At 72.0% G+C, this 13854-nt stretch carries 10 protein-coding genes and 1 pseudogene; 6 read left to right on the top strand and 5 right to left on the bottom strand.

Annotated elements, in window-relative coordinates:
* The first annotated feature begins 91 nt into the window (after positions 1-91).
* Complete coding sequence (locus ACGFNN_RS04835; RefSeq protein ID WP_393553022.1) at positions 92-1672, top strand: alkaline phosphatase D family protein; 1581 nt, start codon at positions 92-94, stop codon at positions 1670-1672.
* 225 nt (positions 1673-1897) lie between these two features.
* Positions 1898-3301, top strand: a pseudogene (locus ACGFNN_RS04830) (GNAT family N-acetyltransferase); the annotation flags it as partial.
* Here the strand turns inward: ACGFNN_RS04830 and ACGFNN_RS04825 are convergent.
* Complete coding sequence (locus ACGFNN_RS04825; protein WP_393553020.1) at positions 3219-4505, bottom strand: trans-sulfuration enzyme family protein; 1287 nt, start codon at positions 4503-4505, stop codon at positions 3219-3221. The pseudogene ACGFNN_RS04830 and the gene ACGFNN_RS04825 sit on opposite strands and share 83 nt — an antisense overlap.
* A gap of 59 nt (positions 4506-4564) precedes the next feature.
* Here ACGFNN_RS04825 and ACGFNN_RS04820 point away from each other — a divergent pair, with 59 nt between their 5' ends.
* The 3 genes from ACGFNN_RS04820 (at position 4565) to ACGFNN_RS04810 (ending at position 7816) form a co-directional block, all read left to right on the top strand.
* Positions 4565-5098, top strand: a complete 534-nt coding sequence (locus tag ACGFNN_RS04820; RefSeq protein ID WP_362553617.1) for an Lrp/AsnC family transcriptional regulator — start codon at positions 4565-4567, stop codon at positions 5096-5098.
* Positions 5099-5181: 83 nt separating this feature from the next.
* Positions 5182-6867: a DUF885 domain-containing protein gene (locus ACGFNN_RS04815; protein WP_393553018.1), complete on the top strand. Its 1686-nt coding sequence runs from the start codon at positions 5182-5184 to the stop codon at positions 6865-6867.
* Between the two features lie 79 nt (positions 6868-6946).
* A complete protein-coding gene (locus ACGFNN_RS04810) occupies positions 6947-7816 on the top strand; it encodes an ATP-grasp domain-containing protein (protein ID WP_393553016.1) in 870 nt (289 codons plus the stop codon).
* 18 nt (positions 7817-7834) lie between these two features.
* On the opposite strand, the gene ACGFNN_RS04805 is transcribed toward ACGFNN_RS04810, so the two are convergent.
* Positions 7835-8317, bottom strand: a complete 483-nt coding sequence (locus ACGFNN_RS04805; RefSeq protein WP_393553014.1) for a rhodanese-like domain-containing protein — start codon at positions 8315-8317, stop codon at positions 7835-7837.
* Positions 8318-8409: 92 nt separating this feature from the next.
* Here ACGFNN_RS04805 and ACGFNN_RS04800 point away from each other — a divergent pair, with 92 nt between their 5' ends.
* Positions 8410-8856, top strand: coding sequence for an Lrp/AsnC family transcriptional regulator (locus tag ACGFNN_RS04800; RefSeq protein WP_365524205.1), 447 nt, complete (start codon positions 8410-8412; stop codon positions 8854-8856).
* Between the two features lie 159 nt (positions 8857-9015).
* On the opposite strand, the gene ACGFNN_RS04795 is transcribed toward ACGFNN_RS04800, so the two are convergent.
* The 3 genes from ACGFNN_RS04795 to ACGFNN_RS04785 all read right to left on the bottom strand — a co-directional run bounded on the left by ACGFNN_RS04795 (position 9016) and on the right by ACGFNN_RS04785 (position 13818).
* On the bottom strand, positions 9016-9378 hold the full coding sequence (locus ACGFNN_RS04795; protein ID WP_393553011.1) for a hypothetical protein: 363 nt from the start codon (positions 9376-9378) through the stop codon (positions 9016-9018).
* Between the two features lie 226 nt (positions 9379-9604).
* On the bottom strand, positions 9605-12655 hold the full coding sequence (locus ACGFNN_RS04790; RefSeq protein ID WP_393553010.1) for an AAA family ATPase: 3051 nt from the start codon (positions 12653-12655) through the stop codon (positions 9605-9607).
* Positions 12652-13818: an exonuclease SbcCD subunit D gene (locus ACGFNN_RS04785; RefSeq protein WP_393553008.1), complete on the bottom strand. Its 1167-nt coding sequence runs from the start codon at positions 13816-13818 to the stop codon at positions 12652-12654. Before ACGFNN_RS04785 ends, ACGFNN_RS04790 begins: the two co-directional genes overlap by 4 nt.
* Positions 13819-13854: the final 36 nt, after the last annotated feature.

Genomic DNA, 13854 nt, shown 5'->3' with positions numbered 1-13854 from the left:
TGATCGCCGCCGCGAGCGACTAGGCATGGTCCCGCAACCGACCGCAGGATCTCGCCCCCACAGCACTCCTCACTCCCACGAAGGCGAATCGATGTCGAACCGTCCGCACGTCCCGGTCCCTCGTCGCCGCACCGTGCTGCGGGGTTCGCTCCTCGCCTCGGCGGCGGCCGCCGTGCCTGCGGCGTTCGCCGCGGCACCCGCCTTCGCGCTGTCCGGCCGGCCGGACGCGGCCTGGGGTGTGCAGGTGGGTGACGTGACGGCCACCTCGGCCCTGGTGTGGGTACGCTCCGACCGGCCGGCCCGCATGACGGTCGAGACCTCGGCGTCCGAGTCCTTCCGCCGGGCCCGCACCTGGCGCGGTCCGCTGATCGGCGCCCAGTCGGACTTCACCGGGACGACCGCGCTCCACGGGCTGCCGCCGGGCGAGCAGATCCACTACCGCGTCACCCTGGCGGACCCTCACGACCCCCGCCGCACCGGCAGGCCCCTGTACGGAACCTTCCGCACCGCTCCCGCGAGCCGACGCGACGGGGTCCGCTTCCTCTGGTCGGGTGATATCGCGGGGCAGGGCTGGGGCATCAACCCGGACATCGGCGGCTACTGGATCTACGACGAGATGCGCCGTCTCGCCCCGGACTTCTTCCTCTGCAGCGGGGACAACATCTACGCGGACGGCGTGCTGGAACCGAGCGTGACACTGCCGGACGGCAGGACCTGGCGCAATGTCACGACCCCCGAGAAGTCGAAGGTGGCCGAGACCCTGGACGAGTACCGGGGCAACTTCCGGTACAACCTGCTCGACGACAACCTCCGGGCGTTCAACGCTCAGGTGCCCTCGATCATCCAGTGGGACGACCACGAGGTGCGCAACAACTGGTATCCGGGGCAGATCCTCGACGACGTCCGGTACACGGAGAAGAACGTCGACCTGCTCGCGGCACGTTCGATGCGGGCCTTCCGCGAGTACTTCCCCGTGTCCACCCTGTGGGCGCCGTCATCCGAACGGCGCATGCACCGCGTCGTACGTCACGGTCCGCTGCTCGATGTGTTCGTGCTGGACATGCGCTCGTACCGCGACGCCAACTCCCCCAACAGGCAGCCGGACGACACCACCGGCATCCTCGGATCCGGGCAACTCCAGTGGCTGAAGCACGAACTGTCACGGTCCCGCGCGGTCTGGAAGGTCATCGCCGCCGACATGCCGCTGGGACTGGTCGTCCCGGACGGAGCCACGGACTACGAGGCCGTCGCCCAGGGCGATCCGGGCGCGCCTCTGGGCCGCGAGCTGCAGATCGCCGAGCTGCTGCGGTACGTCAAGCACCGGCGCATCACCGGCACGGTCTGGCTGACGGCCGACGTCCACTACACCTCGGCCCAGCACTACTCACCGGAGCGCGCCGCCTTCAAGGACTTCGCCCCGTTCTGGGAGTTCGTCTCCGGGCCGCTGGCGGCTGGCGGCTTCCCCGCCAACGCCCTCGACGGGACCTTCGGTCCTGACCGGGTCTTCGTCCGGGCTCCGGACCGGGCGAACGTCTCGCCCATGGAGTCTCCGCAGTTCTTCGGGCAGGTGGATATCGACGGCGGGAGCGGTGAGCTGACCGTGCGGCTCCGCGCCCAGGGCGGATCGGTGCTGTTCAGCAAGGTGCTGCAACCCGGGCGCACCGGGCAGTGAGCCGGCGATTCCCGGATGGACCCATGGGCGTTTCGCCCACCTCCCACCCCTGTGACGGAGCAGGCGGAACGGGCGGTGCCGCCTCGGCCGGTTGCGCGGACGGAGCTCAGGGTGCCACCGGAACCCGAAAAGGTACCGAAGGGACCAGATCCACACGTAACCCATCAGTCACAATGCGTTCGTGATCAGGCAACACCGTTCGGCCACAGTAAAGACATGACTGACGTGACATCCGCGAAGAGCGCCCGCCGTCCGCACCACTGGCGGCGGGATCTGATCGAACTTGCAGCCCTGTTCACCGCCGTGGCCGTGGCCGACGCGATCGCCAACCTCATCGGGCACCAGCCCGACGGCCCCTATCTGCTCATCGCGTCCGCCGTGGCCCTGGTGGCCACGGCCACGTTCCACACGTGGTGGGCGCGCAGGCACAGTCACGCTCCACCCCCGGCCGATGCCGGCGGCCACGCGGCCGGCGGTGCGGGTCAGGACGTCGCCTCGACGGAGGATGACGTCCCTGCCGAGACGGTGCTGTGGCGTATGCGGACGACCGTCCGGGACGCGCCCGGCACCCTGGCCGCGCTCTGCACGGCCCTGGCCCGACACAGGATCGACATCCTCACCCTGCAGACCCACCCGCTGGCCGAGGGCACCGTGGACGAGTTCCTGCTGAGGGCCCCGGCGGCCCTGCCCGCGCAGCAGCTGACCCGGGAGATCGCCGCCGCCGGCGGCACCTCCACGTGGATCGAGCGGGCCGACGCGCACGATCTGGTGGACACGCCCACCCGTGTGCTCGGCCTCGCCACCCGCACGGCCCTGGACGCGGCCGAACTCCCGCTCGCCCTGCGGCAGCTCCTGGGCAGGTGCACCATCCACTCGCTGCCCGCGCTGTCGATCACCGGCCGCCCCACAGGGGAGAACGCCCCGGTCGAAGGGGTTCTGGAGGAGACCGTGATGCGCCTGCGCGACCCGTCGGGCGGCGTCATCACCGTGGAGCGTCCCTACCTCCCCTTCACTCCCACGGAGTTCGCCCGCGCCCGGGCGCTGGTCGAGCTCGACGCACGGCTCGGCCCGCGCGTACCCCGCAGCGAGGACATCCTCACCCTGCCCGAGGGCAACGAGATCACCGTGCGCCGGGCGGACCGGAGCGACCTCGAAGCCGCTCTCGCGATGCACGGCCGCTGCTCGGACGGGACCCTGGGCCTGCGCTACCACGGTCCGGTCCGCGACGCCGACCGGTATCTGGACCACCTACTGAGCCCGCGCTTCGGGCGCACCCTGGCCGTCCAGACGGCGTCCGGCAAGCTGGTCGCCCTCGGGCATCTGCTCTGGGACGGCGACGAGACCGAGGTGGCGCTCCTGGTCGAGGACGACTGGCAGCGCAGGGGCATCGGCGCCGAGCTCCTCCGCCGCCTTGTGGCTCTGGCCGTCGAGGCGGGCTGCGAGAGCGTGTACGCGGTGACGCAGGCTCACAACACGGGCATGGTGGCCGCGATGCGGGCGCTCTCGCTGCCCCTCGACTACCAGATCGAGGAAGGCACCCTGGTCATCACGGCCCGACTGGCCCCGGTTCCCGCTCCGTCCCCGGACCTTCGGACAGTGGAACCGGTGACACGGTCGGGCGTGCCGTCGGCGCAGCGACCGCTGCCCGGTTCCGGCCGGCCGGAACGGCGTCCGGGGCACTGAGCGCCTGACAGAGATCCGCCCAGATGTCCTCGACGTCCTCGAGGCCGACGGACATCCGAAGCAGCCGGTCGCCCACACCGGCGGCCCTCCGGTCTCCCTCAGCCACGATGCGGTGGCTGATGGAGGCCGGATGCTGTATCAGGGTGTCCACGCTGCCGAGGCTCACGGCGGGCGTGATCAGGCGGACCGCGCCGATGATCCGGTGGGGGTCTCCGAACACCTCGAAGGACACCATGGCTCCGCCGACCCGCGGGTAGTGCACGCGCGCCACCCTCGGGTCGGCCGAGAGCCTGCGGGCGAGTTCCGCCGCCGAGGCCGACGCCGCCCTGACCCGCACGGGCAGGGTGGACAGCCCGCGCAGCAGCAGATATCCGGCCATCGGGTGCAGCACCCCTCCCGTGGCGAACCGCACCTGCCGCAGGGTCGCGGCGAGCTCCTCGTCGCAGGCGACCACTCCGCCCATCACGTCACCGTGACCGCCGAGGTACTTGGTGGCGCTGTGCAGTACGAGCCGGGCGCCCAGTTCGAGGGGCCTCTGCAGGACAGGGGTCGCGAAGGTGTTGTCCACGAGGAGTGGCACCGAGCCGCAGGAGTGGGCGGCGGCTCTGATGTCGATCTCCGCCAGGGTCGGGTTGGCGGGTGTCTCGATCATCACCAGACCGGTCTCGGGGCGGATCGCCTCGGCGATGCCCGCCGGATCCGTCCACGTCACTTCGGTGCCGAGCAGCCCGGCGCCGAGAAGGTGGTCGCTGCAGCCGTAGAGCGGGCGCACCGCGACCACGTGCCGGAGCCCGAGACTCGCGCGGGCCAGGAGTACCGCCGTGAGCGCCGCCATTCCGCTGGCGAATGCCACGCCGGCCTGGGCCCCTTCCAATCGGGCCAGTGCCGTTTCGAAGCGTGCCGTCGTCGGGTTGTCGAGCCGCGCGTACACGGGCGGCCCGTCGGGCCGGGCCCCGGTCGCGGCGAAGGCGTCGATGCGCTCGGCCTCGCCGCGTGAGTCGTAGGAGGGGTAGGTGGTGGACAGGTCGATCGGCGCGGCGTGCAGGCCGCGAGAGGCGAGGTCGTCGCGTCCGGCGTGCACGGCTTCGGTGGCGAGCGCCCTGGACGGGAAGGTGGGCCGGGGTGTCAGCGAGGTGACTTCGATGTCCATGCCAATAGACTGAACACCGAACGGGAGAACGGGGGAGATCGCCGTGCTACGTTCGCCCGATGCCCGAATCAGTCGCACTCGATCCGGTCGATCTGCACATTCTGCGTGTCCTGCAGAACGATGCACGGACGACGTACCGGGAGTTGGCCGCCGAGGTCGGGGTGGCGCCGTCCACCTGCCTTGACCGTGTCGCGCGGCTGCGCCGCTCGGGCGTGATCGTCGGGCACCGGCTGCGGCTCGATCCGGCCAAGCTGGGCCGTGGGCTGGAGGCACTGCTGCTGGTCCAGGTCCGGCCGCACCGCAGGGAACTCATCGGCCCGTTCGTCGAACGGATCAGGGCGTTGCCCGAGTCCCGGGCGTTCTTCCACCTCACGGGGCCCGACGACTACCTGGTGCACGTGGCCGTGGCCGACCCGACGGACCTTCAGCGCCTGGTCCTGGACGAGTTCACCTCACGACGTGAGGTGGCACGCGTGGAGACCCGCCTCATCTTCCAGCAGTGGGAGTGCGGGCCGCTGTTGCCACCGGGGCCGGGCACCCGGCACCCCGCGGGCCCCGAGGAGATCGCCGCTGGTCCGCCACACCTCGAGTGAGTCTCCTTCGGCCTGATCGGAAAGAAACGGCCAAGTCCGGTTCCCCCGTGACGGGAAGGGCCTCCTCGTACGAGGATGTCCACATGTCAGACACACCGAGCAGCGCACTGCCGCGCCAGGTCGCCGACGCCTACGTCGACGCCTACATCGATCTCGACCCCATCACCGGTACCTATCTCGGTGTCGCCGAAAGCTCCCGCAAGCTCCCCGACTTCTCACCGGCGGGCCAGGCCGCCATGGCGGCTCTCATCCGCGAGACCCTCGCCCAACTCGACGCCGCGGAGCAGGTGCCGGGTGCGGACACGGACGAGGAGAGGCGTTGCGCCCGGCTGCTCCGGGAACGCCTGACCGCCGAACTCGCCATCCACGAGGCGGAGGAAGGACTCAGGGCCGTATCCAACATCCACTCCCCCGCCCACAGCCTCCGTGACGTGTTCTCGGCGACGCCGACCGCGACGGACGAGGACTGGGCCGCTGTCGTGGACCGTCTTCGGGCCGTCCCCGCCGCGCTGGAGGGGTACCGCGCCTCGCTGGCTCTCGGTCTGGAGCGCAAGCTGTACGGCGGACCGCGGCCCACGGCGACCTTCGTCGAGCAGCTGGGGACCTGGGCGGGCGAGGACGGCACCGGATTCTTCCAGGACTTCGTGTCGGCCGGCCCCGCTTCCCTGCGTGCGGAACTGGACGCGGCGGCCGGTCAGGCGGCCTCGGCTCTCGTGGAGCTCCGTGACTGGATGCGGGACGTGTACGCCCCGGCGATCGAGGGCGCCCCGGACACGGTCGGCCGCGAGCGCTACGCCCGCTGGGCGCGGCAGTTCAACGGCACGGACCTGGATCTCGACGAGGCCTACGCGTACGGCTGGTCCGAGTACCACCGGCTGCTGGCGGAGATGAGGAGCGAGGCGGAGAAGATCCTTCCCGGGGCGGGCCCCTGGGAGGCTCTGGCCCATCTCGACGTGCACGGCAAGCACATCGAGGGTGTGGAGGAGGTCCGGACCTGGCTCCAGGGCCTGATGGACGAGGCCATCGAGGCGCTCGACGGCACCCACTTCGAACTCGCCGAGCGGGTGCGGAAGGTGGAGTCGCGGATCGCTCCGGCGGGTGGCGCTGCTGCCCCGTACTACACCGGCCCCTCCGAGGACTTCTCACGGCCGGGCCGCACATGGCTGCCCACCATGGGCGAGACCCGCTTCCCCGTCTACGACCTGGTGTCCACCTGGTACCACGAGGGTGTTCCCGGCCACCACCTGCAGATCGCGCAGTGGACCCACGTCGCCGACAGCCTCTCGCGTTACCAGGCCTCGGTGGGCCAGGTCAGCGCCAACGCGGAGGGCTGGGCGCTGTACGCCGAGCGCCTCATGGACGAGCTGGGATACCTGCCGGACGCCGAGCGCCGCCTCGGCTACCTGGACGCGCAGATGATGCGTGCCTGCCGTGTGATCGTCGACATCGGCATGCACCTGGAGCTGGAGATCCCCGCGGACTCCCCCTTCCACCCCGGCGAGCGGTGGACGCCCGACCTCGCCCAGGAGTTCTTCGGCAGCCACAGCGGGCGCCCCGCCGACTTCGTGGAGAGCGAGCTGACCCGCTACCTGTCGATGCCAGGGCAGGCGATCGGCTACAAGCTGGGCGAACGCGCCTGGCTGCTGGGCCGGGAGAACGCGAGGAAGGCGCACGGCGAGTCGTTCGACCTCAAGGCCTGGCACATGGCGGCGCTCTCCCAGGGGTCGCTCGGTCTGGACGACCTCGTGGACGAGCTGTCCCGGCTCTGACCCGATTCCGCCGGGGGCGTGCCCGTCCGCACGCCCCCGGCTCCTTCTCCCGTCACCGAAGTCCTGAAGGACCTGCCCCATGGCCGAGACCGGTTTCCTGTTCTGCTGCGACCCGTTGCGGCCGAGGCGCACGGACCCGGAGTTCACCCGCGAGGCGGCCGCGGCACGGCAGGCCGGGGCTCGGATCTCCCTGATCGACCATGACGCCCTGCTGGCGGGTGACGTCGGCAGCGCGGTCGACAGGGTGCCTCGGGACTCCGGTTCGTACCGGTACCGCGGCTGGATGGTTCCCTCCGGTCGTTACGCGGAGTTGGAGCTGGCCCTCGCGGACCGCGGCTGCTCGCTCCGTACCGGTGGGGCCGACTACCGTGCCGCGCACGAGCTCCCCGGCTGGTACGAAGTGTTCGAGGAGCTGACGCCTCGCACCGTCTGGCGTCCTCTGTCGCCGGGTGAGGCGCTCCCGGGGGCCGATGTCTGGGCCGGCCTCGCCCAGGACCTCGGATCCGGCCCCGGGATCGTCAAGGACTTCGTGAAATCACGTAAGCACGAATGGGACGAGGCGTGCTTCGTGCCGGAGCTCGCTGACCGGGACAGGCTGGCGTCGGTGATCCGGCGGTTCGTCGAACTGCAGGAGGACTCCCTGGCCGGCGGGGTGGTGCTGCGCGCCTTCGAACCGTTCGTACCCGGCGGCGAGGCACGCGTGTGGTGGGTGGACGGGGAGCCGGTGCGTGTGACGGCGCATCCGGACACCCCGGACCTGCTTTCGGCGCCACGGCTGGACGCCGTCGGTGAGGCCGTCCGCACGCTCGGCTGCGGATGGGTGACCACCGACCTGGCGCTCCGGGAGGACGGGGTGTGGCGGGTGGTGGAGGTCGGCGACGGCCAGGTGAGCGGTCTGCCCGCCGGCGACGACGGCGGGAGCCTGTTCGGCCTGCTGCTCGGGCCCTGAGTCCCGTCGCCCGGCGCCTCAGCAGCCGCAGTCGTCGGCGTCCACCGGTGCGGTGAGCGGGTCGGCGGCGCGGCGGTCCGCACCCTCCCAGGTCTCGAAGGCGAACCCCTCGCGTACCCAGTACTCGAATCCGCCGAGCATCTCCTTTACCTGGTAACCGAGTTCGGCGAGAGCCAGCGCCGCCCGAGTGGCGCCGTTGCAGCCTGGCCCCCAGCAGTAGGTGACCACCGGGACGGCGGGGTCGAGCAGGGCGGCCGCCCGCTCCGCTATCAGCGCGGTGGGCAGATGGACGGCACCGGGGACGTGCCCCTGGTCCCAGGAGGCGGTCGAGCGGGAGTCCAGGACGACGAATCCGGGGTCCCCGCCGTCCTCCAAAGCGCTCGCCACATCGGACACGTCGGCGTGGAAGGCGAGCGAGGCGGCGAAGTACGCGGCCGCAGCCGCCGGGGATGCGGGCGGGACACGGAGAACAGGGTTGCCCGTTGCGGTCTGTGAGGTCATGACCAAAACCTAGGGTTCATCCGGGGCTCCTGGAAGGGGTGATCCCCGGCACACCCCTTGTTCCGCAGGGACTTTCCCGGTTGTCTGACCGCATGACCGATGATTTCCCGGACGCCACTGACTGGCGCATCCTCGACGTCCTGCAGCGCGACGGACGAGCGACCTTCGCCGAGCTCGCCCGCGCGGTCGCCATGTCCCCGAGCGCCGTCACCGAGCGGGTACGCCGCCTCGAAGAGGCGGGCGTGATCAGCGGCTACTCGGCGGTGGTGGACCCGGAGCGGCTCGGCCTGCCGATCCTGGCCCTGGTCCGGCTGCGGTACCCGAACGGAAACTACAAGCCCTTCCACGACCTGACGGACACGACCCCGGAGATCGTGGAGGCCCACCATGTGACCGGGGACGACTGTTTCGTCCTCAAGGTCACCGCTCGGTCGATGCGGCACCTGGAGGAGGTCACGGGGAGGATCGGCGCCCTGGGTTCCGTGACCACCAGCATCGTGTACTCCTCCCCGCTCCCCCGGCGGGCGATCAGCCGCTGAGAATCCCGGCCGTCCGGTGGGACCATCACAGCGCCCGTTCCGCTCCTTCACCATCCAGGGGCTGTCCCGCGCTCCGGTCCAGGACATCCGTCACCGACCGTCTTCGAGAACGCCCCCGCCCCGGAGCGGCCGGACCGGCGCATGCCACGTGCTCCGGGTTCAGATGTCGGGATCCGCTCCCCGGCCGGGCGCCCGTTTCCGTGCGGGCGGGTAATCGATCGGCTCGGCGTTCCAGTACCAGTCCTCGCCCTGGTGAACGGCCCGACCCGGAACGGGGCTGGGTCCGCCGTCGCGGCCGGCGTGCCGGAAGACGAGGACGATCACCCCGGCCAGGAAGACGACCATGCCGAGGGCGACCCACGTCGCCGGGTCACCTTCGGCGAGTCGCGGCCCGGCTCCTGTCCACAGGAAGCGTCCGAGCCTCCAGGCCGCCACCACCAGCACATACCCGAGCCCCACGGCGAAGGGCAGAAAGAGCAGCCCGACACCGAGACAGGCCCTGTTCGTGTTCCCGCGTCCCATCGCGGCCCCCTCGTCACCCTGACGGGGGCATACCCGCCCGGGCAGGCCGGACACCGGATGCCGGGGAATCGCACTGCGGCCCGGCACGGGCGACCCCAGGCCGGTTTCGCCGGACCGCACCACCGTGAGTGCCCGGGCCGCCGGGCGGAGGCCACTGCCCGGCGCCGATCAGGGCTGGGAGACACAGGGGTGAGGACTGCCCAGGGGGACCGGATGGGCGGTGGCCTCACACGGGTGGGTCGGCCATCGCCCCGCGCTGGCGCACGACCGATCCCGTCCGTCCCTTGACGACTTCCAGTTGGGCCGGGATGCGGCGCCGCAGGTCTCCGACATGGCTGACGATGCCCACGCTGCGGTCCCGTTCACGCAGTGAGTCGAGGACGTCGAGCACTTCGTCCAAGGTCTGGTCGTCGAGGCTGCCGAAGCCCTCGTCGATGAAGAGCGTGTCCAGGCGCATCCCGCCCGTCTCGTCCGTCACGACGTCGGCGAGGCCGAGGGCCAGGGCGAGCGAGGCGAAGAAGGTCTCCCCGCCCGACAGTGTCGCCGTGTCACGCTCCCGGCCCGTCCAGGCGTCGACGACGTGCAGCCCGAGTCCCGCCCTGCGCCCCCCGCTCCGCTCGTCGGAGTGGACGAGGGTGTAGCGCCCCGCCGACATCCGCCTGAGGCGAGCCGTCGCCGCCGCGGCGACCTGTTCGAGGCGGGCGGCCAGTACGTACGCCTCGAGACGCATTCTGCGTTCGTTGTCGGCGGAGGTCCCTGCGGTCAGGCCGGCGAGTCGGGCCACCCCTTCGTACTCCTGGCGCAGCGGCCCCAGGGACCGCACCTCCTCCTCGGCCCGCCGTGAGAGCCGGCTGAGTTCCGAGCAGCGCTCCCGTGCCGCGGAGTGCGTGCCGGCGGTGTCCCGTACCTGCCTGGTGGCCAGGTGGTACGCGGCCTCCGCGGTGTCGGGGTCGGCCGGGGGGAGCGCGGCGGCGTCCCGGGCGTCGGTCTCGGCGAGCCGGTCGGCGACGGCGGCGGCCTCGGTCTGCCAGGCGTCGATCCGGTGCTGGAGTTCGCGTTGCGCGTCGTCGCCGAGGAGCTTGGCGGCGGCAGCGCGCGGTGTGTCGAAGCCGGCCTTGAAGGCGGCGTCGGCCAGCCGGCCGTCGGCTTCCTTGAGCCGTTCGGCAGCGGTGTACTCGGTCCGGAGCGCCTCGGCGGCGGCGGAGAGCTGACGGGCCCGGCGCTCGATCAGGGCCGCTCGGTCGGCCACCGTCTTGCACTCGCCGCGCGCCCTGACCAACTCGTCCTCCAGCATGAGCTGTTCACGTTCCAGAGCCTCTCGCTGGGAGGTGCGGGCAGCCACGCGCCGTTCCGCCTGCTGCCGCTCTTCGAGCCGCCCGAGATGCTCGCGCTCGGCGGCGGCGAGCGCTTCCCTGGCCGCGTGGCTCCGCGCGGCCGTACGGTGCGCGTCGTCGTGTTCCCGGGTCAGACGGTCGAAGACCTCCTGCAACCCTGCGACGGTGACGGGTTCCCGTGATTCGGAGGATTCCGCTCCGCCGTCCGGGCCCTCGGCCTCCGTGCGGGCGGCCGTCAGACGTTCCCGCAACAGGCCGAGTTCGTTCTCGGCCTCGGCGCGGGCACGGTCCGCCCGTTGGTGGGCGGCGAGCGCCTCCTCCTCGGTGGCGCGGTCCACATGCCCCTCACCCGCCACGGCAGGCTCGGGGTGGGCGGCCGAACCACACACCGTGCAGGGCTCCCCGTCGACGAGCCCGCCCGCGAGCTCCGCCGCGATGCCCCGCAGCCTCTGCTCCCGCAGCGCGAGCCACGTCTCGTGGGCCCGCACCGCGTGTTCCCGCGCCACGGTCAGGGCTTCCGCAGCCCCCTGTTCCCGCACACCGAGCGCGTCACGCCGCCGGGCAGCCTCCAGCCGCCTGCGCGCGGGCTCCAGCCGGCCGGCGATCTGTTCCGCGCGGGTCGCGGCCTCCTGCGCGCTCTCGACGCGCCCTCTGAGCACGTCACGTTCGGATTCCCAGCCGGCCAGCCACTGCGCCGCCTCCTGGATCACCTCGTCATCGGCGCGGGACTGCCGGTCGAGGGCGCTCAGTTCGGCGTCGATGCGTCCACTGCGCAGCTCGGCGCGGCGCGCGGCGTCGAGCTCACCCAGCTGAGCACGGAGTCCTCGCTCCTCGTCCGCCAACTGGTCCGGCCCCGCCGCCGCGAGTGCGGGGGGCAGGCCCGCCGAGGTGCGCTCGCGCGTCACGACCGCGGCACGGTGGGCGCGTTCGGCCTCGTCGCGCAGTTCCAGGGCCGGGGCGACCAGCTCCGCCTTGCGCGCACGGGTCAGTTGCTCGTGGCAGCGGTCGCGTTCCGCGCGGCGTTCCTCCAGTCCCGCCGCGCGTCGACGGGTCTCCTCATGGCGTTCCTGGAGCCTGGCGAGCCGACGCTCCGACTCGAGGGCCTCGCGTGCCACGGTGCCGCGTTCCTCCGCGGCGGCCAGGGCGCACCGGGCGATATCGAGGCGCTCCCCCGCTCCGGCTCGTGCCACGGCTGCCCACCGCAGCACGCCCTGGGCGAGCCCGGGCTCACCGGCCCGCGTCTCCGGCGGCGGGGCCTCGTCGGCCACGGGACCCGCCGCCTGGGCGATGCGCTGGGCGAGTGCGAGGATCTGCTCGTCGGCGGCCTTCACCCGGGACTCGGCCGCCCGGCGGAGTTCGGCGAGGCGTTCCTCCACGGCTGCGAACCGGCGGGTGTCGAAGAGCCGGCCGAGCAGTTTGCCGCGCGCTTCCGCGTCGGCGCGCAGGAACCGCGCGAAGTCGCCCTGGGGCAGCAGGACGACCTGGCAGAACTGGTCCCGGCTCATGCCGAGGAGCCCGCCGATCTCCTCACCGATCTCCTGGTGCGAGCGGCTGAGCGCCGTCCAGCCGTGCTCGGGGTGGTACTCGCGGAGCCAGCTCTGCGCCTTCTCCGTCGTGAAGCCGCCGCCCCGCTTCTTGGGTCGGGGCTGTGCCGGCCGCCTGGTCACTTCGAGACGGCGTCCCCCGACGGTCAGCTCGAGACTCACCTCGGTCGGCCGGTCGGCGGGGGCGTGGTCGCTGCGCAGGGAGGTGCCCGGGCTCTGCCGGGAGCCGGGGACCGTGCCGTAGAGGCCGTAGCAGATGGCGTCCAGTACGGAAGTCTTGCCCGCCCCTGTCGGGCCGTGGAGCAGGAAGATGCCCGCGGAGGACAGTGCGTCGAAGTCGACCTCCTGGGTGACTCCGAAGGGCCCGAACGCGGTGACGGTGAGCCTGTGCAGTCTCAACGGGACACCTCACCGACGGTGTCGGCGACGCGTACGTCGTCGAAGGCGGCGCGCAGCACCGTCCGCTCCCTCTCGCTGGGGCCGCTCCCGCCGCGGACGTGTGCGACGAAGTCCTCGGCCACCTGGTGGTCGTCGCGGCCCTCGAGCCGCTGGGCGTAGGAGGCGAGCGGGTCCTCGGCGGCACGTTCGGGGTCGAAGACCAGGCTCAGGGTGTGCGGGAAGCGTTCCAGCAGACGCGCCATCGGCTCGTCCGGGCGCGCGGGGTCGGTGAGGGTGACTTCCAGCCATGCGTCCCGGTGCCGTTCGTGGGCCGGGTCCTCCAGCAGTTCCTCGATGCCCCCGCGAATTCTCGCGAGCGGGCGCGGCACCGGGCAGTCCACTCTGTCGGCGGTGAGCGACCCGTCGGAGGCGAGGTCGATCAGCCACATCGTCTTGCGGTGAGCGTGTTCCGAGAAGGAGTAGGCGAGCGGGGAACCCGAGTAGCGCACGCGCTCGGTGACCGTCTGGCAGCCGTGCAGGTGGCCGAGGGCGGTGTAGTCGACGCCGTCGAAGATCCCGGCGGGGACGGCCGCGACTCCGCCGACGGTGATGTCGCGCTCGCTGTCGCTCGGTTCGCCGCCCGCGACGAAGGCGTGGGCGAGGACGACGGAGCGGGTGCCGTCGGGTCGGGTGGCGAGGTCGGCGCGCACCCGGTCCATGGCCGCGGCGAGGACCGCTTCATGGCTCGTCCGCGCCGCGCCCAGGCCGTCCCTGACCAGGGCGGGCTCCAGATAGGGAAGCCCGTAGAACGCCACGTCGCCGTCCGTGTCGCGCAGCACGACGGGGGTGGCGCAGTGGTCCGGGTCGGTCCGCAGGTGGATGCCCGCCCGGGCGATCAGCCCCGCGCCGACACCGAGCCTGCGGGCGGAGTCGTGGTTGCCGGAGATCATGACGGTCGGGACCCCGGCATCGGCGAGGCGGTGCAGCGCGTCGTCGAACAGTTGCACGGCGGAGAGCGGCGGGACGGCACGGTCGTACACGTCGCCCGCCACGACGACCGCGTCGACCGCCTGCTCCCGCACCGTCCTGACGAGGTGGTCGAGGAAGGCGGCCTGGGCGTCGAGCATCGGCACGCGGTGGAAGGACCGCCCCAGGTGCCAGTCCGAGGTGTGCAGAATCCTCATGCCGTCACCTCGACCGCTCCGACCTTCATGTCCCTG

It is taken from the genome of Streptomyces sp. NPDC048590 (assembly GCF_043199535.1).
Lineage (GTDB): Bacteria > Actinomycetota > Actinomycetes > Streptomycetales > Streptomycetaceae > Streptomyces.
This window is presented reverse-complemented; position numbering and strand designations above follow the sequence as displayed.